Annotated in this window: 23 protein-coding genes; 16 read left to right on the top strand and 7 right to left on the bottom strand. The window is 68.7% G+C overall.

What is annotated here, in order from left to right:
- Window positions 1-21: 21 nt before the first annotated feature.
- The 10 genes from A5744_RS02925 (at window position 22) to A5744_RS02970 (ending at window position 11629) form a co-directional block, all read left to right on the top strand.
- On the top strand, window positions 22-2133 hold the full coding sequence (locus A5744_RS02925) for a molybdopterin oxidoreductase family protein (RefSeq protein WP_076058204.1): 2112 nt from the start codon (window positions 22-24) through the stop codon (window positions 2131-2133).
- The gene (locus A5744_RS24555; protein ID WP_076058206.1) at window positions 2126-2479 is read left to right on the top strand and encodes a molybdopterin oxidoreductase; all 354 of its coding nucleotides are present in this window, start codon (window positions 2126-2128) and stop codon (window positions 2477-2479) included. Before A5744_RS02925 ends, A5744_RS24555 begins: the two co-directional genes overlap by 8 nt.
- Window positions 2480-2485: 6 nt before the next feature.
- A complete protein-coding gene (gene nirB, locus A5744_RS02935; RefSeq protein ID WP_076058208.1) occupies window positions 2486-5005 on the top strand; it encodes a nitrite reductase large subunit NirB in 2520 nt (839 codons plus the stop codon).
- Entirely contained in the window at window positions 5002-5361 is a 360-nt protein-coding gene (locus tag A5744_RS02940; RefSeq protein ID WP_076058209.1) for a Rieske 2Fe-2S domain-containing protein, read from the top strand. The genes nirB and A5744_RS02940 overlap by 4 nt, the downstream gene beginning before the upstream one ends.
- 242 nt (window positions 5362-5603) lie before the next feature.
- Entirely contained in the window at window positions 5604-6248 is a 645-nt protein-coding gene (locus A5744_RS24265; RefSeq protein WP_076058211.1) for a class I SAM-dependent methyltransferase, read from the top strand.
- Window positions 6245-7480 (top strand): molybdopterin-dependent oxidoreductase, encoded by a 1236-nt coding sequence (locus A5744_RS02950; RefSeq protein WP_076058213.1) that lies wholly within the window; start codon window positions 6245-6247, stop codon window positions 7478-7480. The genes A5744_RS24265 and A5744_RS02950 overlap by 4 nt, the downstream gene beginning before the upstream one ends.
- Window position 7481: 1 nt before the next feature.
- A complete protein-coding gene (locus A5744_RS02955) occupies window positions 7482-8057 on the top strand; it encodes a hypothetical protein (RefSeq protein ID WP_076058215.1) in 576 nt (191 codons plus the stop codon).
- A 54-nt stretch (window positions 8058-8111) separates the two neighbouring features.
- Window positions 8112-9311 (top strand): alpha/beta hydrolase, encoded by a 1200-nt coding sequence (locus A5744_RS02960; RefSeq protein ID WP_170874409.1) that lies wholly within the window; start codon window positions 8112-8114, stop codon window positions 9309-9311.
- Between the two features lie 45 nt (window positions 9312-9356).
- Window positions 9357-10766, top strand: a complete 1410-nt coding sequence (locus A5744_RS02965; RefSeq protein WP_076058218.1) for a wax ester/triacylglycerol synthase family O-acyltransferase — start codon at window positions 9357-9359, stop codon at window positions 10764-10766.
- An 80-nt stretch (window positions 10767-10846) separates the two neighbouring features.
- The gene (locus tag A5744_RS02970) at window positions 10847-11629 is read left to right on the top strand and encodes a crotonase/enoyl-CoA hydratase family protein (RefSeq protein ID WP_076058220.1); all 783 of its coding nucleotides are present in this window, start codon (window positions 10847-10849) and stop codon (window positions 11627-11629) included.
- A 3-nt stretch (window positions 11630-11632) separates the two neighbouring features.
- Here the strand turns inward: A5744_RS02970 and A5744_RS02975 are convergent, their stop codons facing one another.
- A complete protein-coding gene (locus A5744_RS02975; protein ID WP_076058222.1) occupies window positions 11633-12232 on the bottom strand; it encodes a TetR family transcriptional regulator in 600 nt (199 codons plus the stop codon).
- An 89-nt stretch (window positions 12233-12321) separates the two neighbouring features.
- Between A5744_RS02975 and A5744_RS02980 the strand changes: the two genes are divergently transcribed.
- The 4 genes from A5744_RS02980 to A5744_RS02995 all read left to right on the top strand — a co-directional run bounded on the left by A5744_RS02980 (window position 12322) and on the right by A5744_RS02995 (window position 15627).
- Window positions 12322-12858 (top strand): isoprenylcysteine carboxylmethyltransferase family protein, encoded by a 537-nt coding sequence (locus tag A5744_RS02980; RefSeq protein ID WP_076058224.1) that lies wholly within the window; start codon window positions 12322-12324, stop codon window positions 12856-12858.
- Between the two features lie 42 nt (window positions 12859-12900).
- On the top strand, window positions 12901-13713 hold the full coding sequence (locus tag A5744_RS02985; RefSeq protein ID WP_076058226.1) for a cutinase family protein: 813 nt from the start codon (window positions 12901-12903) through the stop codon (window positions 13711-13713).
- Between the two features lie 100 nt (window positions 13714-13813).
- Window positions 13814-15316 carry a fatty acid--CoA ligase family protein gene (locus A5744_RS02990; protein ID WP_076058228.1) on the top strand — a complete coding sequence of 501 codons (1503 nt, stop codon included), beginning with the start codon at window positions 13814-13816 and terminating at the stop codon, window positions 15314-15316.
- A 14-nt stretch (window positions 15317-15330) separates the two neighbouring features.
- Complete coding sequence (locus A5744_RS02995) at window positions 15331-15627, top strand: hypothetical protein (protein WP_076058230.1); 297 nt, start codon at window positions 15331-15333, stop codon at window positions 15625-15627.
- Between the two features lie 7 nt (window positions 15628-15634).
- Here A5744_RS02995 and A5744_RS03000 read toward each other — a convergent pair whose 3' ends face one another.
- Window positions 15635-16249, bottom strand: a complete 615-nt coding sequence (locus tag A5744_RS03000; RefSeq protein WP_240562949.1) for a TetR/AcrR family transcriptional regulator — start codon at window positions 16247-16249, stop codon at window positions 15635-15637.
- 44 nt (window positions 16250-16293) lie between these two features.
- A complete protein-coding gene (locus A5744_RS25170; RefSeq protein WP_255376708.1) occupies window positions 16294-16425 on the bottom strand; it encodes a hypothetical protein in 132 nt (43 codons plus the stop codon).
- Window positions 16426-16632: 207 nt separating this feature from the next.
- Between A5744_RS25170 and A5744_RS03005 the strand changes: the two genes are divergently transcribed.
- Window positions 16633-17427: a crotonase/enoyl-CoA hydratase family protein gene (locus A5744_RS03005; protein ID WP_170874410.1), complete on the top strand. Its 795-nt coding sequence runs from the start codon at window positions 16633-16635 to the stop codon at window positions 17425-17427.
- Window positions 17428-17474: 47 nt separating this feature from the next.
- Here the strand turns inward: A5744_RS03005 and A5744_RS03010 are convergent, their stop codons facing one another.
- Both A5744_RS03010 and A5744_RS03015 read right to left on the bottom strand, forming a co-directional pair.
- A complete protein-coding gene (locus A5744_RS03010; RefSeq protein ID WP_076058233.1) occupies window positions 17475-18944 on the bottom strand; it encodes an aldehyde dehydrogenase in 1470 nt (489 codons plus the stop codon).
- Window positions 18945-19060: 116 nt separating this feature from the next.
- On the bottom strand, window positions 19061-19831 hold the full coding sequence (locus tag A5744_RS03015) for a class I SAM-dependent methyltransferase (protein ID WP_076058370.1): 771 nt from the start codon (window positions 19829-19831) through the stop codon (window positions 19061-19063).
- A 45-nt stretch (window positions 19832-19876) separates the two neighbouring features.
- Here A5744_RS03015 and A5744_RS03020 point away from each other — a divergent pair, with 45 nt between their 5' ends.
- Window positions 19877-21031 carry a glycosyltransferase family 4 protein gene (locus tag A5744_RS03020; protein WP_076058235.1) on the top strand — a complete coding sequence of 385 codons (1155 nt, stop codon included), beginning with the start codon at window positions 19877-19879 and terminating at the stop codon, window positions 21029-21031.
- On the opposite strand, the gene A5744_RS03025 is transcribed toward A5744_RS03020, so the two are convergent.
- Complete coding sequence (locus tag A5744_RS03025; protein ID WP_076058237.1) at window positions 21015-22685, bottom strand: hypothetical protein; 1671 nt, start codon at window positions 22683-22685, stop codon at window positions 21015-21017. The two genes, A5744_RS03020 and A5744_RS03025, sit on opposite strands and share 17 nt — an antisense overlap.
- Before the next feature lie 9 nt (window positions 22686-22694).
- Window positions 22695-23975 carry a DUF3068 domain-containing protein gene (locus A5744_RS03030; protein WP_076058239.1) on the bottom strand — a complete coding sequence of 427 codons (1281 nt, stop codon included), beginning with the start codon at window positions 23973-23975 and terminating at the stop codon, window positions 22695-22697.
- Between the last annotated feature and the right edge of the window lie 75 nt (window positions 23976-24050).

Here is a 24050-nt window from a genome sequence, read left to right on the forward strand (position 1 = left end):
GCACCTGAGCGGTGATCGCCGATGGCGCCGGCGCCGACGAAAACGCATTGCCCCTATTGCTCGTTGCAATGCGGGATGACCCTGGACGTGTCGGGGGGAGATGTGGCGCTTGCGCCACAAGAGGACTTCCCGACCAATCGCGGCGGGCTTTGTGCGAAAGGCTGGGCGGCGGCTGACCTCCTGGCGCATCCGGAACGGCTGACCGCGCCGCTCGTTCGCGACGACCGCGATGCCCCGCTGCGACCGGCGAGCTGGAACGAGGCGCTGGAGCGAGTCGTCGCGGTGTTCCAGAAAACGCAGGCCGACCACGGTCGTGACGCGATAGGATGCTTCGGTGGCGGCGGCCTGACGAATGAAAAGGCTTATCAATTCGGCAAATTCGCGCGCGTCGCGTTGCGCACCTCCGCGATCGACTACAACGGCCGGTTCTGCATGTCATCGGCGGCTGCGGCGTCCAACCGCTCGTTCGGCATCGACCGGGGGTTACCGTTTCCGCTCGCCGACGTCGCGCGGGCCGATGTCATTCTGCTGGTCGGCGGCAACCCCGCCGAGACGATGCCGCCGGCGATGCAGTACTTCGACGAAGGACGGGCCCGCGGTGCCCGGCACATCGTCGTGGATCCGCGGCGCACGGCGACCGCCGACCACGCCGACCTTCACCTGCAGCCAGTCCCCGGAACCGACCTCGCCCTGGCCAACGGGATGCTCAACGTCATTGTCCGAGAAGGGCTTTTGGATCAGAAGTATCTAGCCGAACGAACCACGGGATTCGAGGCGGTGCGCCGCGCGGTTCGGTTGTACTGGCCCGACCGCGTGGAACGGATAACCGGCGTGCCCGAGAACGAGATCGTCGCCGCGGCGCGGATGCTGGCGAGCGCGCAACGGGCGATGATCCTGACCGCCCGCGGCGCCGAACAACACACTTCGGGCACCGACACCGTGCAGGCCTTCATCAACCTGGCCCTGGCATTGGGACTGCCGGGCCGTCCGTACAGCGGTTTCGCGACGATCACCGGTCAGGGCAACGGTCAGGGGGGCCGCGAACACGGTCAGAAATGCGACCAGCTGCCCGGCTACCGCAAACTCGACGACCCTGTCGCCCGAGCCCATGTCGCGCAGGTGTGGGGCGTCAACCCGGCCGAATTGCCGTCGTCCGGACTGTCGGCATACGAGATGCTCAGCGGCATCGGCTCACCCGGCGGTGTGCGCGCGCTGTGGGTGATGGCATCCAACGTCGCGGTCTCGGCGCCCAATGCGCTCCATGTCGCCGACAAGCTCAAGGAGCTGGAATTCCTCGTCGTCTCCGACTTTTTTCTGTCCGAGACGGCCTCGATGGCCGACGTGGTGTTGCCCACCACGCAATGGGCCGAAGAGACAGGAACCATGACCAACCTGGAGGGCCGGGTGGTCCTGCGTCGCGGCGCGGTGCGGGCGCCCGACGAGGTCCGCACCGACCTCGACGTGATGGCCGACCTGGCCAAGCGGCTAGGGGTACACGGGTTTTCGGCCGATGCCGAGGAGGTGTTCGACGAGCTGACCCGGGCAAGCGCGGGCGGTAAGGCCGACTACCGCGGCATCAGCTACCGGCGGATCGAGGCCGAACACGGGGTGTTCTGGCCCTGCCCGTCCGCCCGGTACGAGGCCACCCAACGAATGTTCGCGGAGGATTTCCCGACACAAGACCGGCGGGCCCACTTCCATCCTGTCGAGCAACCCGCGGCCGCCGAACTGCCGGACGACGAATTCCCCTACTACCTGACGACCGGCCGCACCTTGCGGCAGTACCAGTCCGGGACCCAAACGCGCAGGGTCGCAGCGCTTTCCGAGGCGGATCCGGAGCCGGTGGCCGAGATACACCCGACGCTGGGCCAACGGCTCGGCGTCCGCGGCGGCGACAAGGTCCGGCTGCGCACCCGCCGCGGCGAGGTCGTGATGACCGTGCGCCTGGCCCGCGGGATGCGCCCGGACACCGTGTTCGCACCGTTCCACTGGGGCGGTGCGGCGAGCATCAATCGGCTGACGAATCCGGTCCTTGACCCGCATTCGCGGATGCCGTCTTTCAAGGTCTGCGCGGTCGCGGTGACCCGCGCGGAAACCACCGATTGCCCGGAGGGAGAGGTAACGCATGAGTGATGGCAGCAACCCCCGATTCCTGCAGGGGGCGTTCACGTTCGACGGCAAGGGATACGATTCGCCGTCCCTGCTCGATGCGTCCCTGCGCTACGTCGTGCCGGCCGGGGCGATCACCCAGCCGGTATACTTTCGCGGCGGCAACAGCACCGACGAGCTGGTGACCATTGTCGTGATGCGTGACGGCACCCCCATGCGGTACTTCCCCGTGGGTGCCAAAGACGCTGTGCACGTACCGCTTCGGGTCGTCGAAGACCTGATCGCCGACACCGTCATCGAGGTGTTCGTCGCGGCCCCCGACGGACTGAGCGGTACGGTCTTCATCGATATCGGCTTGGTCGAAGTCTGAGTCGCCATGACTACATTGGTCCAACCCGAAACGAATGGCCACAGCGCGGCCGCGCTGGCCAGGCTGGTGGTGGTCGGCAACGGCATGGCGGGCGCTCGCGCGATCGAAGAGGTCCTCGCGCGCGGTGGCAACGAGCGGTTTGCCATCACTGTCTTCGGTGACGAACCGTACGGGAATTACAACCGAATTCTGTTGTCCAACGTGCTCGCCGGGTCCGACGACGCGGGCGAAATCTACCTCAATCCGCTGGACTGGTACGCGCAGAACAACATCGAACTGCGCGCCGGGGTGCGGGTGGTGCGGATCGACCCCTTCGCACACCTGGTGTACGCCGACGACGGCAGTACGGTCCGCTACGACAAGCTGATTCTGGCCACGGGTAGCCGGTCATTCTTCCCCCCGGTCGACGGCATCTGGCAGGACGACAAGACGTTGGCCCGCGGCGTTTTCGGGTTCCGCAGCCTCGACGATTGCGCGGCCATGATCGAATTCGCCAAGGGGCGAAGCAAAGCCGTCGTCATCGGTGGTGGACTGTTGGGACTGGAAGCCGCACGGGGACTGCAGAATCGGGGGCTGCACGTCGGTGTCGTACAGGGCGGCCCCACCTTGATGAACGCACAACTCGACGACCAGGGCAGCGCCATCCTGCGCCGCCTGGTGGAGGAGCTGGGCATCGAGGTGCACACCGGCAAGAGGACGACCAGGATGCTCACCCTGGACGGCCTGCCGTCGGCGATCGAATTTGCCGACGGCACCCAGTTGCCCTGCGACATGGTGGTGTTGGCCGCGGGCATCCGGCCCAATGTCGGGCTGGCGCAGCGGGCCGGGCTCACCGTGGAACGCGCCATCGTCGTCGACGACCAGATGCGATCGGTCGACGACGACGACATCTACGTCGTCGGCGAGTGCGCCCAGCACCGCGGGCAGGTTTACGGGCTTGTCGCGCCACTGTGGGAACAGGCGAGCGTGCTCGCCGATCATCTGACCAGCGCCAATCCCCATGCGGCGTATCACGGCTCACGCACGGCGACGAAGCTGAAGGTCGCCGGTGTCGATGTGGCGGCGATGGGCCTGAAGGGCCCTGAGCGCGACGACGACGAATTCGTGCAGTATTGCGAACCCAAGCACGGCGTGTACAAAACCGTGGTGGTGCGCGACGACAAGCTGATCGGCGCCACCCTGGTCGGCGACGTCAGCAAGGTGGCCTTCTTGATGCAGGCCTTCGACCGCGGTCTTCCGCTTCCGCCCGAACGGGTCTCGCTGATGTTCGACATCGGCACACCCGACGTTGCCACCGGTGCCGCGGAATTGGCGGATGACGCACAGGTGTGCAACTGCAACGGGGTGAGCAAGGCCGCCATCGTCTCCTGCGTCAGGGATGGCCAGACGTCGCTCGCGGGCGTGATGTCGGCGACGCGGGCGGGCAAGGGCTGCGGCTCGTGCAAGGGCCTCGTGGCCCAGGTCGTCGAGTGGGCGGCCTCCGAGGCCGGCGCCGCGATTTCCGAAGACGCCGCGGCCAATTGGTACGTGCCTGGCGTCCCCTATGAAAAGCCCGAGCTGATGCGGCTGATCCGCGAGCTGGAATTGCACTCGGTGTCGTCGGTGTTCGCCGCGCTGGCGCCCGAAGGCCGCGACGACGCCGCCTCGAAGATGGCGCTGGCCTCGCTGTTGCACATGATGTGGGGCGACGAGTTCATCGACGAGCGCGACAGCCGCTACATCAACGACCGGGTGCACGCCAACATCCAGCGGGACGGCACCTTCTCGGTGGTGCCGCAACTCAAGGGCGGGGTGACGAGCTCCGACCAGCTACGCAAGATCGCCGACGTCGCCGACAAATACCAGATTCCGATGATCAAACTCACCGGCGGCCAGCGAATCGATTTGCTTGGCGTGCGCAAGGAAGACCTTCCGGCGGTGTGGGCCGATCTCGGGATGCCGTCCGGCTACGCGTACGGCAAGAGCTTCCGAACCGTGAAAACCTGTGTGGGGAGCGACTTCTGCCGCTACGGGTTGGGCGACTCGACCGCGCTCGGCATTGCGATCGAAGATCGGTTCCAGGGCCTGCCCAGTCCCGCGAAGATGAAGCTGGCGGTGACTGGGTGCCCGCGCAACTGCGCCGAGGCGCTGTGCAAGGACGTCGGCGTCGTCGCGATCGAGGGCGGGCAATGGCAGATCTACGTGGGCGGCGCCGCCGGCTCACACGTCCGCAAGGGCGATCTGCTGACAACCGTGGACACTCCGGACGAGGTCATCGGGCTGACGGGGCGGTTCCTGCAGTACTACCGGGAAAACGCCAATTGGCTGGAACGCACCTACGACTTCGTGCCGCGGCTGGGCATCGAACGGATCCGTGCGGTCGTGGTGCAGGACAGCGAGCGCATCGGCGCCGACCTCGATGCGCGCATGCAGAAGTCGGTGGAGTCGTACCGCGATCCGTGGAGCGAGAGCCGAAATCCCGCTGCATCGACGAACTTTCGAACTTCGCTGCCGCTGATCCCGCTGCCCCAGGTGCCGGTCAGATGAAATCCATCGCGCTGGGCTCCATCGACGACATCCCCGTGGGCGAGGGCCGCGCCTACGCGATCGACGGGCGCCAAATCGCGGTCTTCCGCCGGCGCGACGGCTCGCTGCGCGCGCTCGACGCGGTATGTCCGCACCGCGGGGGCCCCCTGGCCGACGGCCTGATCGACACCCGGGTGGTTGTCTGTCCGCTGCACGGCTTCACCTACGACCTGGAAACCGGATGCGAGGTCGCCAACGAAGGCGTGCCGGTGACCGCCTATCCCGTGCACGCCGACAGCGCTGGGACGATCCGGCTGCACCTGGGCGGCGAGGCGCATCGACCGCGCCGCAACGGCGCGGCTTCTCACCCGGCTTAGGGTCGCCCGGGCGGCATACGCCGTCGCCCACGACTACTTTTCTGAGCTACCCCACCCATCCGCGCCCGCGTCGGCACCGAATCACTCGTGGATTAGCCGAGCCGAGATCCGGGTATCGATCCGGGTGATCGAAATGCTGGCGTGTCCCGCGGACATCAGCATGTCGGCGATTCGGGTTTGCAACGCCCCGGGGTCGGGGCGCGTCCGGGCGGCGCGGTCGGGCGCGATGCGAGAGGCGTGAAATGCTGGGCCATCTCTACGATCGGGCGCTCGACGGCGAGCGATGTTGGATTCGGCACGACGACGGCGAGGTGCGTCCGCTACCGGCGCACCGCTGGCTGGGGGCCCGTGCACCCGATGCTGCCTGCGTCGATGAGGTGTTCGACGAAGAAGTCACGCAGATGTGCATCGGGCCGACCATCGAGCTCGGGTGCGGGCCCGGCCGGCTGGTCGCGCGCCTCATCCGCCGGGGCGTCCCCGCGCTCGGCATCGACCGGTCGGCGACCGCGATCCGCCTTGCCGGTCGCGGCGGTGCGGCCGCGCTGCTGGGCGATGTGTTCGAGCCGCTGCCCTGGATGGGCCGATGGCAGACGGTCCTGCTGGTCGACGGCAACGTCGGCCTCGGCGGCGACCCGCGCCGAATACTGTGCCGCGCGGCCGAGCTGTTGGGCCGCGGCGGCCGATGCGTGGCCGAGTTCGACCGCGAAGCCGTCGGCATCCGGTCGCGCTGGGTGCGGCTGGAGTCGGCGCACGATGTCGGGCCGTGGTTTCGGTGGGCGTCGGTCGGGGTGGACAGCGCCGCCGCGCTGGCCGCGCAGGTGGGTTTGACGTTGACCGGCGTCCGCATGGTCGGCGGCCGGGTGGTTGCGAGCCTGGCGGCGATGTGAACGGGCCAGGCCGTCTGCCGAGGTTCCGAAGCCCGCTGCGCGGCCCGTGGTTGACGTCGGTGTTCGGGCTGGTGCTGTTGGTGACCCTGCCGATCGTCATCCTCACCGGGCTGCTCTCCTACATCGCCTACGGGCCGCGGCTCGGCCAGGCGATCCCCGCCGACGTCGGCTGGCTGCGCCTGCCCATGTTCGACTGGCCGACGCGCCCATCGTGGTTGTACCGGCTGACCCAGGGACTGCACGTCGGGCTCGGCCTGGTGCTCATCCCGGTGGTGCTGGCCAAGCTTTGGTCGGTGATCCCGAGGCTGTTCGATTTTCCGCCGTTCCGATCGATAGCCCAAGCGCTGGAACGGATTTCGTTGCTGATGCTGGTCGGCGGGATACTCTTTGAGATCGTCACCGGAGTGCTCAACATCCAGTACGACTACATCTTCGGGTTCAGCTTCTACGACGCCCACTACTTCGGGGCGTGGGTGTTCATCGCAGGCTTCGCCATGCACATCACGCTGAAGATCCCCCGCATGGTGTCGGGGTTGCGGTCGCTGCCGCTGCGGGAGGTGTTGCGCACCAACCGAAGTGACACCCGCCCACAACCGCCCGATCCCGACGGGCTGGTGGCCGCCGATCCGGCCGAACCGACGATGAGCCGCCGCGGCGCGCTGGCGCTGGTCGGCTCCGGCGTGGCGCTGATCGCCATGCTGACGGCGGGCCAAACCCTCGGCGGCGCCGCCCGCGGCGTTGCCCTGTTGGTGCCGCGGGGCCGCGGCCGCGATTTCCCGGTCAACAAGACCGCCGTCGCCGCGGGCATCAGCCCGGAGAGCGTCGGCGCGGGCTGGCGATTGATGCTGCGGGCCGGCGCCTCGGTGGTGATGCTGGACCGTGCCACGCTGGCCGGCATGCCACAAACCAGCGCGCGGCTGCCGATCGCCTGCGTCGAAGGGTGGTCGACCGTGCAGACCTGGAGCGGCGTGCGGCTGGCCGATCTGGCCCGGGTCGCCGGCGCACCCGCACCGCGCTCGGCGCTGGTGGTATCGCTGCAGCGGGGCGGTGCGTTCGGCGCGGCGACGTTGCAGGCCAACCAGATTCGCGATCCCGAAGCGCTGCTGGCGCTGCGGGTGAACGGCGCCGACCTGACGTTGGACCACGGCTACCCGGCGCGGATCATCGTCCCCGCCCTGCCCGGCGTGCACAACACCAAGTGGGTGGCGTCCATCGAATTCTTGCAGGATTGAGATGTCGCGATTCACAACACGTTTCAGCGCGATCTATGGTTCCCATCCGCTGCATCTGCTGACGATGGTGTCCGGTTTCGCGCTGCTGGGTTACATCCTGATCACCTTCAACCCGGCGACGCTGTGGAACGCCGGCACCTGGTGGCAGTCGATAGCCGTGTGGTTCGCCGCCGCCGTCGTCGCTCACGACTTGGTGCTGTATCCGCTGTACGCACTGGCCGACCGGGTCATCACGGCGCGCTCCAGCCGGCGGCGGGGACACCCGAAAGTACTGGCCCGCAACTACATTCGGGTGCCAGCGCTGGGAGCGGGCCTGACACTGCTCGTTTTCCTGCCGGGCATCATCGAACAGGGCGGGCCCACCTACCAGGCAGCGACCGGGGAGACCCAGCAGCCGTTCCTGGGCCGATGGCTGCTGCTCACCGCGGCCATGTTCGCCGTCAGCGCGGCCGGCTACGCCGCGCGGCTTGGCGCGGCGCGGCGCCGGCCCAGCGTACAGAAAACACCCGAATCACCGTCAACAGCGCAGACGTCGGCGTCAGCAACCCCGTCAGACGGCGATTTCGGGCCCACATGACACGGCTGACGGATTCTTGGTTTCCGGTGAGCCGGCAGGGGTACAGTGCCCTACATGACGGCGCGGGTCCCGAGCATGACATGTATGAAATGGTTGCTACGAGCCCGGCCCGGCGACTACATGCTGGCGTTAAGCGTCGCCGGAGCTTCGCTACCGGTCATCGGTAAGCACCTCGAGCCCCTGGGCGGCATGACCGCCATGGGCGTGTGGGGTGCCCGCCACGCACCGAACGCGATATCCGCCATGAAAAGGGATTGGCTGACACCGGGCATCAACGACGAGCGCCGGCGGGATCGGGCGAGCACGCACCAGGTCTCGATCGCTGCCTTGCGAGGGGTGGTGTCAGCCGCGGAGCTGGAAACCGAGTGGCCCGCGGCGGAGCGGACGCCCCCGATCTGGGAGGCCCTGCGCCAACGCCGCTATCTCTACCGCCGTGCGGTCCACTACGGCGACCACCCCGCGCAGGTGCTCGATGTGTGGCGCCGCAAGGACCTGCCGGCGCAACCCGCGCCGGTGCTGATCTTCGTCCCGGGCGGCGCCTGGGTCCACGGCCGCAGCGTCCTGCAGGGGTCCGCCCTGATGTCGCGATTGGCCGAGCAGGGGTGGGTGTGCCTCGCGATCGACTACCGCGTCGCCCCGCTGCACCGCTGGCCGCGCCACATCACCGACGTCAAGACCGCCATCGCGTGGGCGCGCGCCAACGTCGACAAGTTCGGCGGTGACCGCAATTTCGTTGCGGTGGCCGGTTGTTCGGCCGGCGGGCACCTGTCCGCGCTGGCCGGACTCACCCCCGACGATCCCCAACTTCAGGCGAGGTTGCCCGAGGGCTCCGACAGCTCGGTGGACGCGGTGGTCGGGATCTATGGCCGCTACGACTGGGAGGACCGTTCGACTCCCGAGCGGGACCACTTCGTCGATTTCCTGGAGCGGGTGGTGGTCAAGAAGACGATCGCGCGTCATCCCGAGGTGTTCCGCGACGCGTCGCCGATCGCGCGGGTGCATCGAAACGCTCCGCCGTTCTTGGTGATTCACGGCAGCAAGGACAGCGTCATCCCCGTCGAGCAGGCGCGCGCCTTCGTCGAGCGGCTGCGGACCGTCTCGCATTCGATGGTCGGTTACCTGGAGTTGCCCGGGGCGGGCCACGGCTTCGACCTCATCGACGGTGAGCGGGCGGGCGTGGCGGCCCACGCGACATCGCTGTTCCTCAATCAGGTCTACCGCGCCAAGACAATCGGTGCCAAAGAGGTTATCTGAGCTCCTCCCGCTGAGTAGGGTCCCCTCTATGAGCAAGGGGCAGCGGTGAAACGGCTGAGCGGCTGGGACGCCGTACTTCTGTACAGCGAGACGCCCAACGTGCACATGCACACCATCAAAGCCGCGGTGATCGAGCTGGACCCGGCGAGTCGCAGCCTCGACCTGGAGTCGTTTCGCCGCGTCATCGGCGCCCGGCTGCACAAGCTCGAGCCGTTTTGCTATCAGCTCGTCGAGATCCCGTGGAAGTTTCACCATCCGATGTGGCGCGAGCACTGCGAGGTCGACCTGGAATACCACATCCGGCCCTGGCAACTGCCGGCTCCCGGCGGGCGCCGCGAGTTGGACGAGGCGATCGGGCGGATCGCCAGCACCCCGCTCGACCGCGACCGCCCGCTGTGGGAGATGTACTTCGTCGAGGGCCTGGCCAACAACCGGGTAGCCGTCGTCGGCAAGATCCACCACGCGCTCGCCGACGGTGTCGCCTCGGCCAACCTGCTGGCGCGCGGCATGGACCTGCTGCCCACACCGGAGGGCGGTCCGCCGCAAAACGACCCGGCCCCCACCAAACGCCAGCTGCTGTCGTCGGCGTTCGTCGACCATCTCCGGCAGGCCGGCAAGCTGCCGGCGACATTTCGCTACACCGCGCAGGGCATCGGCCGGGTGCGACGCAGCTCGCGCAAGCTCTCGCCGGAACTGAGCCGACCCTTCGAGCCGCCGCCGACGTTCATGAACCACATGATCACCCCGGAGCGCAGGTTCGCGACCGCGACGCTGGCGCTGGCCGACGTCAAGGAGACCGGCAAGCGGCTCGGCGCGACCATCAACGACATGGTGCTGGCCATGTCGACCGGTGCGCTGCGCACGTTGCTGTTGCGCTACGACGGCAAGGCCGAGCCCCTGCTGGCCTCCGTTCCGGTGAGCTTCGACTTCTCGCCGGAGCGGATCTCCGGAAATCGCTTCAGCGGAATGCTGGTCGCACTCCCGACCGATGCCGACGATCCGCTGGAGCGGGTGCGGTGCAGCCACGAGAACGCGATCTCGGCCAAGGAGGGCCACCAGCTCATGGGCCCGGAGCTGGTCAGCCGTTGGGCGGCGTACATGCCGCCGGTGGGGACGGAAGCCTTCTTCCGGTGGGCGTCCGGCCGGGACGGACAAAACAAGGTGCTCAACCTGAACATCTCGAACGTTCCCGGCCCGCGCGAGCGCGGCCGGGTGGGCGGCGCCCTGGTCACCGAGATCTATTCGGTGGGGCCGTTGACCGCCGGCAGCGGTCTCAACATCACCGTGTGGAGCTACGTCGATCAGATCAACATCTCGGTGCTCACCGACGGTGCCACCGTCAAGGACCCGCACGAGGTGACCGAGGCCATGATCGCGGACTTCATCGAAATACGCCGGGCCGCAGGGCTTTCCGAAGAGCTGACGGTCATCGAGGCCGCGATGGCGCCGGCCTGACGGGCGGTAGTCGAAGCTCCGGGCGCGGCGGCCGTTACCATCGGTCGGACACCAGCGATTCAAAGGAGACTCGCAGCACCGTGAGCGACGAAGCCCCCAATAACGAACCCGAAGTTCTCGTCGAGCAACGGGATCGAATCCTGATCATCACAATCAACCGGCCGAAGGCCAAGAACGCCGTCAACGCCGCCGTCAGCCGCGGGTTGGCCGACGCCATGGATCGGCTCGACGGCGATAACGGCCTGTCGGTGGGGATCCTGACCGGGGCGGGTGGCTCGTTCAGCGCCGGCATGGATCTCAAGGCGTTCGCCCGCGGCGAGAACGTCGTCGTCGAGGGCCGCGGCATGGGCTTCACCGAACGCCCCCCGGCCAAGCCGCTCATCGCCGCGGTGGAAGGGTTCGCGTTGGCCGGCGGCACCGAGCTGGCGCTGGCCACCGATCTGATCGTCGCGTCCAGGGACTCGGCGTTCGGCATCCCCGAGGTCAAGCGCGGCCTGGTCGCCGGCGGCGGGGGACTGCTGCGGTTGCCCGAACGCATTCCCTACGCGATCGCGATGGAGCTGGCGCTGACCGGCGATAACCTCTCGGCCGAGCGCGCTCACGAGCTGGGCCTGGTCAACGTCCTGGCCGAGCCGGGCAAGGCGCTGGACGCGGCAATCGAGTTGGCGGAGAAGATCACCGCGAACGGACCGCTCGCGGTGGCCGCCACCAAGCGGATCATCACCGAATCCCGGGGCTGGAGCCGAGACACCATGTTCACCGAGCAGATCAAGATTCTGGCCCCGGTGTTCTCGTCGAACGACGCCAAGGAAGGCGCGATTGCGTTCGCGGAGAAGCGCCCGCCGCGCTGGACCGGAACGTAGGTCCTACGGGTCCGGGTCGGCCAGGTAGCGCTGCACGGTCGGCCCCAGCCAGCCGACCACATCGTCGATCGCGGCCGACGCGATCGGCTCGATCCGCAGCTGGTAGCGCGCGAACGCCAGGCCCGCCAGGTGGCTGGCCACCAGCTCGACGCGCAGCTCGGCGTCGGCCACCCCGAACTCCGCCGCGACCCGCTTCGCGATCGGCCCGGCGAGGCTGTCGTGCAACACCTTTCGCGCCTGGGGGTGGATCGCCGCCGAACGCCACAGCGTCAGGAACGGCTCGAAGACGGCACCCTCCTCCCAGTGCTCGAGGAAGCGGCGCACCAGCCTCGGGCCGATCCGCTCGGTCCCCTCGTCGAGGAGCGCGGCGAGCTGATGTAGCGGGTGCTCGGGTCCGGTCAGCGTGGACGCGGTGAAGAGACCTTCCTTGTTGCCGAAGAAGTAGTAGACCATCGCGACGTCCACGCCGGCGTCGGCGGCGATGGCGCGGACGGTGGCCCCCTCGTATCCCTCGCGCATGAAGCGTTCGCGCGCGGCGTCGAGGATTCGCTGTCGGTTCTGTTGACCGGTCCGCCACCGGCCGGCCCGCCGCGGTTCGACCATGACGTCACAATACTTCAACAACCGTTGATGAATACCGCGCGCCGGCGTAGGTTGTTCTTCAACGGAGGTTGAAGTAAAGGAGGTCCGCCATGGTGACAACCGCGGGTCGACGCCTTTGGTGGCGACACCTGATGTCCGTCCTGCTCTTCCCGGTCACCGTGACGCTCGTCGTCCCGGCCCTGATCGTGATCCCGGCCGGGGTGCGAACCGCGCACCTCGGCACCGCGCTGACGGTGGTGCTGGTGACCGTCGGCTGCCTGCTGATCGCCGCCGGTCTGGCGCTGATGGTGTGGACGAACGTGCTGTTCGACCGCGTCGGCGAGGGCACGCTCGGGCTGGGCAAGGTGATGGGCGAGCCGGTCCACCTGGTGGTGCGCGGGCCCTACCGGCACGTGCGCAACCCGATGATCACCGGCGTGCTCTGCATCCTGCTCGGGGAGGCGGCCATCACCGCATCCGGCGGGCTGCTGACCTGGTTCGCGATCTTCTTCGCTTTCCAGGCCACCGCCATCTGGTTCTGGGAAGAGCCCCATCTCACCGAGCGCTACGGCAGTGAATACGTCGATTACCGGCGCAACGTCCCGCGCTGGATCCCCCGGATCACGGCCTGGACCCCGGGCACATAGAACTGGCGGTTTAGCAAATCGCGAGTGCGGGCACCTCTAGGCATGCCCCCACACCAGGTCCTTCGTTTCCTTGCTCCCGCGTTAGTCGCGGCGGCGGGCGCTACTGCGCCCGTCCTGGCGTCTGCAATCCCCTTCGCCGCCGCCGATCCGTGTCCGGATGCTCAGGTGGTCTTTGCCCGCGGCACCGACGATCCTCCCGGTGTCGGCCCCACCGGCCAGGCCTTCCTCGACTCCCTGCGCCCGCGCGTCGGCACAAGGTCGTTCAACGTATATCCGGTCGACTACCCCGCGACGTATGACTTTACGAACGCGGCCAAGGTCGGAATCAGGGACGCGAGTTCGCATATCGTTTCGATGGCGCACGACTGCCCCAACACCAAGATGGTGCTCGGCGGTTACTCCTCAGGCGCGGCCGTGATGGGCTTCGTCACCTCGGCCGACGTGCCCGCTGGAATCGATCCGGCGAGCGTGCCCAAACCCTTGGACCCCGAGGTGGCCAACCACGTCTCCTCGGTCGTGCTCTACGCACTGCCGAGCGACAAGACGATGCACCTTTTCGGCGCGCCGCCGGTTGTCATCGGCCCGCTTTATCAGGCCAAGACCATCGTGGTGTGCGCTCCCGGGGACCCGATCTGTTCCGACGGGGGGAGTTTCGACGTGCATAAGTCGTATTCGAGCAATGTCCCGGTGATCGACCAGGGCGCGGCCTTCGCGGCCGATCATCTTGCCGCGGCGGGTCCCGGCGGCCCGGCGGCTCCCGGCGGCCCACCGGTTCCCGCCGTCCCGGCGCCTGCGGGTCCCGGCTCGCCCGCGGCCGTTCTCGCGGCTCCGTCCGGTGCAGGCTCCGGCGGTTAACCGCGTTGGCGCCCTGACCGCATCCCGTCCACCCATCCGGCGTCGGTTACACTATGGCCTCAGTTTGTAAAGGGGGTGGGGATCCCCAGAAGGATCGAGGATGAGCATTTCGTTGCTGCTTGAGATGGCCGCGTCGAGCAACCCCGATCGCATTGCCGTCGTCTCCGAGGACGTGCGCCTGACCACGCAGCAGCTCAGCGATCTCGCCGACGGCGGCGCGGGAGTCCTCGCGGAATCCGGCGCCAGGCACGTCGTCTACGTCGGGACCGGCGGCGCGATGCTGCCGCTGCTCATCTTCGCCGCGGCGCGGGCCGGCCTGCCCTTCACCCCACTCAACTACCGGCTTTCGGCCGACGGCATCCAAACGTTGATCGATCGGCTGCCCGATCCGGTGGTGATCGTCGACGAGCGCTACCGGGAGATGCTCGGCGACGCCTCGCGGCGGGTGATGCTCACCGACGACTTCCTGACGGCCGCGCGCGAGGCGGCTGACTTCGAAGCGGCGTTTGCCGACCCCGATTCCGTCGCGATCGTGCTCTTCACGTCGGGCACCACGTCGGCGCCCAAGGCCGTCGAACTCTCGCACAACAACCTGACCAGCTACGTCACCGGCACGGTCGAATTCGAGTCCGCCGCGCCGGACGACGCCGCGCTGATCTGTGTGCCGCCGTATCACATCGCCGGCATCAGCGCCGCCCTGTCAAACCTCTACGCCGGCCGCAAGATGGTCTACCTGCCCAACTTCGACGCCGACGAATGGGTGCGGCTGATCAAGGCCGAAAACGTGACCACCGCGACGGTGGTGCCCACGATGCTGGACCGAATAGTCACGGTGCTGGAAACCGGCGGCCACGACCTGCCGTCGCTGCGCAACCTGGCCTACGGCGGCTCGAAGGTCGGCCTGCCGCTGGTCCGCCGTGCACTCGAACTGTTGCCGCGGGTGGGCTTCGTCAACGCGTACGGCCTGACGGAGACGAGTTCGACGATCGCGGTGCTGACCCCCGACGACCACCGCGAGGCCCAGGCCGCCTCGGCGGCCGGCGTCGCCAAGCGGCTGGGGTCGGTCGGGCGCGCGGTGCCGGGCATCGAGCTGCAGATCCGCGACGAGGACGGCAGGGTGCTGGGGCCGGGCGAGACCGGCGAACTGTTCGTGCGCGGCGAGCAGGTCTCCGGCCGCTACACCGGGATCGGCTCGGTGCTCGACGAGAACGGCTGGTTCCCGACGCGCGACATCGCCACCCTCGACGAGGACGGCTACCTGTTCATCGGCGGCCGCAGCGACGACACCATCATCCGCGGCGGCGAGAACATCGCGCCCGCGGAGCTGGAGGAGGTGCTGATCGAGCACCCGCACGTTCGCGACGTCGCGGTGGTCGGCGTCGAGGACCCGCAGTGGGGCCAGGCCATCACCGCGGTGGTGGTGCCGGCGCCCGGCAGCGTCCCGGACCCCGACGATCTGCGGGAGTACGTCCGCAAAACGTTGCGCGGGTCGCGCACCCCCGACCGGGTAGTCTTTCGCGACGAGTTGCCAACCACACCCACGGGCAAGGTGCTTCGCCGAGAGATCGTCGAAGAGCTGCGTGCCGCACCGGCCGAGCAGTGAGCAGAGGAAAAATCATGATCAAGAACGGAACCCGCCTGGCCAGTCAGGTGTGTGACACCCAGGTCATCGTCGTCAGAAGTGCCGACAGCCTTGACGACCTGCGTTGCGGGGGTGTGCCGATGGTAGAGATCGGGGCGGAGCGGTCGGGCGAACTCGACCCGGCGTTCTCCGACGGCACCGTGATGGGCAAGCGCTACGTCGATGAAACCGGCGCGGAGGTGCTGGTGACCAAGCCGGGCGCGGGCAGCCTGAGCGTCGGGCAGACCGCCCTTCAGCTCAAAGAGGTCAAGCCGCTACCGGCCAGCGACTGAGAGTCGGCTACGCGCCGGGAATTCCGTTGCGGCTGACGAATTCCCTTGCCTTGATCAGGAATTCGAGCTGCTCGGCAACCTGGCTCAGCGGTTTCACGCTGCGCGTCGAGCGGGACAGCACGATCGCACCCTCCAGGGCGGCGATCGACATCACCGCCAGCGACGCGGCGTCGTCGTCATTGAAGCCGTCGTTGGCGAACGCGTGGGTCATGGCGGTGCACCAGCGGTCCAGGATGGCGCCGGCCTCGGCCGAAAGCTTCGGTTCGTCGTCGTCCGAGCCGATGGCCGCCGCCACCACCGGGCAGCCTGCGGTGAAGTCGCCGTCGGTCAGCAGGCGCTCCCAGTACTCGATGAACTCGCGCAGCAGGGCCTTGGCGCCCCAGCCCGCGGCGTCGTCGATCATGGCGGTGATGGCATCTCCGGAGTACCGCAGCGCCTCCGCCAGAATCTGGTTGCGGCCTTCGGGGAAGTGGTAGTAGACCGAGCCGCGCGGCGCGCCGCTGCGGGCCAGCACTTCGTCGATCGTCACCCCGGCGGCTCCGCGCTCGCGCATCACCTCAGCGGCGCTGATCAGCATCTTCTTCTTGGTGTCGCACCGCTTGGTCGTAACGGTGCCCCGCATGGGGTCGGTGACAGTCGGCACTGCCGTACCTCCTCCGGCCGGCGTCATGCAGCGTGCGAGTGCCGCGGTACCGGCCAGTGCAGGTTGCGGGGGCTGAACCGGAACGAGCGGCGCTTGAGGTCAGGCATCTCGCGGGTGTACTGATAGCCAGCGACGTTGAGCTCGATAATCCACATGATTTTCTCCCGGCCTAGGTGCGGCCCATGATTATGCTGAGAATCATATAAGACATCGGTCGAGTAAGCAAGTTTTATTCCCTATATAAACCCGACAGCACGGCTAATGGCGTAGGCGAGCCGTGAGTGGCCTACTGTGACGGGAAGGTAACCGTAGCGTTTCTATGCTGTATTGCATAATTTCTCCGCCTGCGCTTCACTGTGACGATGGCGCTACCAAATCTCGACACCGTGTCCCTCGAGCGCGACGGGCACGTCCTGCTGATCGGCCTGAACCGGCCGCATAAACGCAACGCCTTCGACCGGGCGATGCTTGCCGACCTGGCCCGCGCCTACGCGGTGCTGGAATCCGACCCGTCGGTGTGGGCGGGCGTGCTGTTCGCACACGGCGACCACTTCACCGCGGGCCTAGACCTCGTCGACGTCGGCCCGGGCATCGCGGCGGGGCAGAGTCCGGTGCCCGACGACGGCCGGGACCCCTGGCGGCTGGACGGCGCGTGGACCACCCCACTGGTCGCGGTCGCGCAGGGCTGGTGCATGACGCTGGGCATCGAATTGCTGCTCGCGGCCGACATCCGCGTCGCGGCCGCCGGAACGCGATTCACCCAGCTCGAGGTGCGGCGCGGCATCTACCCCTTCGGCGGCGCGACCATCCGGCTGCCCCGCGAGGCGGGGTGGGGCAATGCCATGCGCTGGCTGCTCACCGGCGACGAGTTCGACGCCGCCGAGGCCCACCGCATCGGGTTGGTCCAGGAAGTGGCCGACGATCCGGCGGCGGCGTTGGCCCGGGCGCGCGAGATCGCGCACACCGTCGCCGACCGCGCCGCGCCGCTGGGGGTGCGCGCCACGCTCGCCTCGGCGCACCTGGCCCGCCGCGAAGGGGAGGCGGCGGCCGTCGGTCGGCTACGGTCCGCCGTCGCCGAGCTGTTCGCCAGCGAGGACGCCGCCGAGGGCGTGCAATCGTTCGTCGAAAGGCGGCAGGCCCGGTTCGTCGGCCGCTAGGGCCGCAGCGCCGAACGTGCGGCTGGCCGCACGCTCGCGGCAAGTGCCTAGCTGTCGAGGGTGTAGCCCATCGGCATCAGCACGCTCTTCTGCTGCGTGAAGTGCTCGACACCTTCCGGCCCGTTCTCCCGGCCGATGCCCGAGTTCTTGTACCCGCCGAACGGGCAACACGGGTCGAACGCGTACCAGTTGATCGCGTAGGTGCCGGTGCGAATCTTCTCCGAAATCTCAATGCCCTTGGGGATGTCGGACGTCCACACGCTGCCCGCCAGGCCGTACACCGAGTCGTTGGCGATCTTGATCGCGTCCTCCTCGGTGTCGTAGGGAACGATGGACAGCACCGGCCCGAAGATCTCCTCCTGGGCGATCGTCATCTTGTTGTCGACGTCGGCGAAGACCGTGGGCTGCACGAAGAAACCCTTGTCCAGTCCCTCGGGCCGGCCGCCGCCGCACACCAGCCGCGCGCCCTCCTCGATGCCCTTGGCGATGTAGCCCTCGACGCGGGCGCGCTGCTTCTCCGAGATCAGCGACCCGATCTGGGCGGCCGGGTCGGACGGCGTGCCGACCGGCAACGCTTGCACGAAAGTGCTTACCGCATCGACGATTTCGTCGTAGCGCGACCGTGGTGCCAGGATGCGGGTCTGCGCGACGCAGGCCTGCCCGGTGTTCATGATTCCGGAGAACACCAGCATTGGGATTGCCGCGGCCAGGTCGACGTCCTCAAGGACGATGGCCGCCGACTTGCCGCCGAGCTCCAGGGTGCACGGTTTGAGCGCCTCGGCGGCGCGGCGGCCGATTTCCTTGCCGACCCCCGAACTGCCGGTGAAGGTGAACAGGTCGATATCGGGATTGGACGTCAGTGCTTGCCCGGTCTCGATGCCGCCGGGCACCACGGACAGCACCCCCTCGGGCAGGCCGGCTTCGGCGAACACCTCCGCCAAAGCATTTGTGCTCAAAGGGGTTTCGGCTGCGGGCTTGAGCACCACCGTGCAGCCGGCCAGCAGCGCCGGGCCCAGCTTGTTGACGGCGAGGAACAGCGGGACATTCCATGCCACGATCGCGCCCACAACGCCGATGGGCTCCCGGTGGACGATGCTCTGCCCGTAGCCTCCGGTGCGGATCTCTTTCCACTTGACCTGATCGACGGCGGGTCCGGCGAAGAAGTTCAAGGCGCCGATCGAGCTCATCCAGTGCATCGTCTCGACGGTGGTCGGCGGTTGGCCGGTCTCGTCGCCGAGCAGCTTGGTGAATTGGTCCTTACGCTCCTCCATCAGCTTGAGCGCGCCCGCGATGACGGCCGCGCGCTCCTTCGGTGGCGTGGTGGGCCACGGGCCGTTGTCGAATGCCGCGCGGGCCGCGGCCACCGCGGCGTCGACATCGGCCGCCGCCGCCAGCGGCACCTTCCCGACGTATTCGCCGGTGGCCGGGCAGTGCACCTCGATGACTTGGTCGGTCGACGGCTCGGTCCACTTGCCGCCGATGAAAAGCTTGTCGTACTCGGTCTTGATGTCGGTCATTCCGCCGCTCCTCCTCATCGCTCCGTCCCCCGCAAGCGGGAGGTGCCCCCACCGCATCGCGCGGCGGGCATGGGCGCCACCCTACCCAAGCCGACGCAAAACGAGAACATGTTCCATTATCGAGGTACGAGCACCAGCACGAGATTGCTCACCAGGAACTCGCGCAGCACCGGCACCCGCGTCATCCACCAGGCCCATCGGGGGTGGTAGCGGGGGAATGCGGCGACCGCGGCGCCGGTACTGGCCGCCCACGTCAGCCCGTCGGCGGCGGACACCGCGAACAACGACGACCCGTAGTCGTTTTTGGCCGGACGGCCGTGTTTGCGCGCATAGCGGGCGGCGGCGCGCTGCCCGCCCAGGTAGTGGCTCAGGCCCATCTCGTGCCCACCGAACGGGCCGAGCCAGACGGTGTAGGACAGCACCGCCAGCCCGCCCGGCTTGGTCACCCGCAGCATCTCGGCGCCGAGCTGCCATGGTCGCGGCACGTGCTCGGCGACATTGGACGACAGGCAGATGTCCACCGAGTCGTCGGCGAACGGCAGCGCCAGGCCCGACGCCCGGACGAAGGTGTCCGCCGGGTGCCCGCCGAAAGCCGGTCCCGCCGCGTGCATCTCGCGTTCGTCGGGTTCCACGCCGATGTAGCGAACACCGGCGTCGCCGAATGCGGCCGCGAAATATCCCGGCCCGCCGCCGACGTCGAGCAGCGTGCGCCCCACCGGAGGTTCGCCGCGGACGCCCAGCCACAGGTCGCCCACCATTGCCGCGGTGTCGGCCGCGAGCGCGCCATAGAAGCGCGCCGGATCGGACTGCTCGTAGCGGAATTCCGACAGCAGCCGCACCGAGCGGGCCAGGGTTGCGCGCCGCGCGAAAACGTCGGTGACGGCCACCGCCATACCCTACGCAGCGTCGTCGCCAGGCTAGGCTGACCGGTAATGTCTGCCCTCCGCTCCGTGCTGCTGCTGTGTTGGCGCGACACCGGCCACCCGCAGGGCGGCGGCAGCGAGGCCTACCTGCAGCGCATCGGCGCGCAGCTGGCCGCCCAGGGAACAGCCGTCACACTCCGCACCGCCCGCTATCCGGGTGCGCCGCGGCACGAGGTTGTCGACGGCGTGCGGATCAGCCGCGCGGGTGGCCGCTACTCGGTGTATGTGTGGGCGCTACTGGCCATGGCGCTGGCCCGGCTCGGGCTCGGTCCGCTCCGCCGGGTGCGGCCCGACGTGGTCGTCGATACCCAGAACGGCTTGCCGTTCCTGGCCCGGCTGCTCTACGGCCGCAGGGTGGTGGTGTTGGTGCACCACTGCCATCGCGAGCAGTGGCCGGTGGCCGGGCCGCTGCTCGGCCGGCTCGGCTGGTTCGTCGAGTCGACGTTGTCGCCCAGGGTGAACCGCAGCAACCAGTACGTGACGGTGTCGCTGCCGTCGGCCCGCGATCTGGTCGCCCTGGGGGTCGACAACGAGCGCATCGCGGTGGTGCGCAACGGTCTCGACGAGGCCCCGCCGCTGTCGTTGTCCGGGCCCCGCGCGGACGCGCCGCGCGTCGTGGTGCTGTCGCGGCTGGTGCCGCACAAGCAGATCGAGGACGCGCTGGACGTCGTCGCGGCCCTGCGACCGCGGGTCCCGGGCCTGCATCTCGACATCCTCGGCGACGGCTGGTGGCGGGAGCGGCTGGTCGACCACGCGCACGCGCTCGGCCTTTCCGGCGCGGTGACCTTCCACGGCCACGTCGACGACGTGACCAAACACCATGTGCTGCAACGCTCCTGGGTGCACGTGCTGCCGTCGCGCAAGGAGGGCTGGGGCCTGGCGGTGGTCGAGGCGGCCCAGCACCGGGTGCCCACCATCGGCTACCGATCCTCCGGCGGGCTGTCCGACTCAATCGTCGACGGCGTGACCGGGGTGTTGGTGGACACTCGGGCCGAGCTGGTGGACCGGCTCGAGCGGCTGCTCTGCGATCCCGTGCTGCGTGACCAGCTTGGCGCCAAGGCGCAAACGCGCAGCGGCGAATTCTCCTGGACGCAAAGCGCCGATGCGATGCGCACCGTGCTCGAAGCGGTGCGCGCCGGCGAGTTCGTCAGCGGCGTCGTCTGACCGGGCGGACCCCGGCGCCGGCGGCGCCGACGATCAGCAACGCCAGCCACCCCAGATGCGCGATCACCGTCGCCCGGCGGCGCCCGGCGGACACACCGGCGGTGTCGCCGCCGATCCGATACAGGGCGAGTTCGTCGTTGCGGAAATCCGGTGTCAGCGCGCCGAGGGTGCGGGCGGACGCACCCATGTCACCGGCGCTGTCCGATTCGACGATCAACCACCCGACGCCGGCCGCGGCCAACGCGGCGCGATCCGGCCCCGCCAGCAGCAACTCCTGCACCGCCCGGGCGCGGTTGCCCTCCCCGGGAACCGTCACCCCGGAGATGGCCAGGTCCCCGGTCATCAGCACGTCGGCGCGCACCCAGCGGGGCAGCGGATCGAGCACCGGCGCCGGGCCGGACCAGGGGAAGCGGCGCATGGTGCCGGCGGGCAGTACGGCGACGGTCCGTGGGTCGGCGTTGATCGCCGACGCGACCGCGGCCCAGCCGGACGGGTAGCGCACCGGCTCGACCCTTCCCCACACGCCCCAAACCAGGTCGGGCAGCGCCAGGATCAGCGCGAGGCAACAGACCAGCGCCGTCTGCGCCGGCCGCAGCCACCGGCGCAGCGTCAGCACCGAGCCCGCACCCGCCAACGCGTATCCGGGCAGCGCAAGGGCGACCCACTTCTGCCCGTCGCGCAACACCCCGAACCCCGGCGCGGCCTCAACCACCGCGCGCAGCGCGTGCAGGCCGGGACCGGTCGCCAGCGCGGCCGGCACCAGCACCGACACCGCCGCCAGCACCAGCAGCGGCGCGACCGCCCGCCGGCGCGCCACCGCCGGCAGCCCGGCCACCACGATCCCCAGCAACACCAGGGCCGAGGACACCGCGAAAAGCGTTGTCCGCGAAGCGGGTACGGCTTCGCCATTCCAGATCCCGCCCAGGCTGGCCAGGCTGAAGAGTGTGCCGAGACCGGGCTCGGCACGTGGCGCGAACGCGCTGACCCCGAGCGCATTCTGCGCGCCCAACGACGGGCCCAGCGCGGCCGCGGTCAGCCACGGCAGCGCGGCCACCACCGCAACACCCAAAGTCGCTGCGGCGCAGACCCACCGCGGCCAGCCGGGACCGGGCGCGGCCACGCAGACCAGCCCGACCGTCGCGGCCAACATCAATCCGGTGGGCGTCAGCCCGGCCAACGCGACCCAGAAAATCAAACCGAAGGCGGCACCCCCCGCGAAGCGAAGCCGCAGCATCGCCGTCGCAACCCAGGGCAGGCAGCCGTAGCCGACCAGCAGGCTCCAGTGGCCTTGCAAAAGCCGTTCGGCGACATAGGGATTCCAGATCGCCAGCGTGATCGCGACGAACTGGCCGGCCGCGCCCGCGTCGGGCAGTGCGGTCTCAACGAGCCGGGCCGCACCCCATCCCGCGACCCACAGGCCCGCGACGAGCAACGCCTTCACCACCACGCCGCCGTCGACCACGTGCGAGGCCAGCGCCACCGCAAAATCTTGCGGCGTCGCCCGCGGCGCCGCCGTCAAACCCAGCGCGCCGTCGGACAGGTAGGACCGCGGCGTCGATACCGCGTCGCGCAGCAGCAGGTATCCGGGCTTCAGCAGGGGCCCGGCCACCAGGAGCGCCACGGCGAGCGCGTACCCCGGCCGGCTCCAACGCACGTCGGGAAGTTAGGCCCGTTCGGGCGGACCGCCCGGCGGTTCCGGCGGCCCGGCATCGGGTGGCTCTTCCGATGCCGGAGGGTCCGATCCCGGCTCCGCCGCGTCCGGGCGCGCGGCGGGACGCTGGGTGGGCAGCTTCTCGGTCTCGGCCTCGGCGCCGGGCACCGGTTCCTCCAGCCCGGTGCGGCCGAAGAAGTCCTGATCGGCGCGGTCCAGGCCGGGGTCGGTCAGCGCGCTTTCGGTTCGGAGGCTGAACGAGGCCAGCAATCCGCCGCCGATCAGCGAGATCAAACCGACCGCGGTGAAGGTGATGGGCAGCACCCGCGACCACAGGGCCAGCCGGTCGCGTTCGTCGCGGGCCGCATTGACCTGGGCTTCGACGGTGTCTTCGGTCGAGGTGACGCGGTAGTCGGCCAGCGTCACCTCGGGCTTCAGCGGATCACGCGCGAAGTAGTGGTTGGCGTGCTCGGTCTGCTTGACGATGGTGCCCGATACGGGGTCCACCCAGAAGGTCCGCTGCGCCGCGTAGTAGCGCGTCATGGTGACCTGCTCGGCGGGATCGCCGCCCACCCCCCACATCGCCGCGGACGTGGTGACCTTGCCGTCCTCGTCGCCGGCGTACAGCGAGGGGTACTTGACCGGGGCCGTCAGCTTGCCGTCGGGGTTGTAGCCGACGTTCTGCGTGAAGCGGTAGGTGGTCAGGCCGTTGACGTCTTCCTGGCTTTCGTAGTTGACGTCGAAGGCCTTCTGCGCGATCGGGTCGAAGTAGGGGTACGTCTTCTTCTCGGTGTGGAACGGGAACCGGTAGGACAGCCCGTCGTGGCGCAGTGGGATCGCGGTGGGGGGGTTCTCGTCGCTGAAGGAGCGCGGCTTCTGCACCGAGCCGCCCGTGTGGGTGTCGTCCGAGACGGCCAGCGCGGTCCTGCGGTTAAGGGTGACGGTGTCGACGATCGCCAGCAGCAGTCCGCTGTCCTTTTGCTTGTCGGTGCGCCGAACCGACGTGCCGACCTGCAGGGTGACCACGTCGGCGTTGGCGGGGGATTCGACGCTGACCTGCTGCTGGGACACCAGCGGCACGTTCTGGTTGACGACGAGGTGATCGCTCGACAAGGACGCGGAGTCGAGCGCGGTGCCGTTGCCGTCGCTGATCAAGGTGGTGTCGAGATTGAGCGGGACCTTGGTGATCCTGCTGCTGGTGTAGGTCGACAGCAGCAGGGCGGCGATCAGCAGGGCGGCTCCGAGTCCAATGATTCCGCATGCGGCGAACCGCAACATGACTGCTCGGTTCACGTTGCTGTGTCCTCCTAGTGGTCCTCAAAGTTCTCAGACTCTTCGGCCGCCCCCTCTGGCCTGACCAAGCAGCGG

Origin of the sequence: Mycobacterium sp. IS-1264, assembly GCF_001954195.1 — a bacterium.
Lineage (GTDB): Bacteria > Actinomycetota > Actinomycetes > Mycobacteriales > Mycobacteriaceae > Mycobacterium.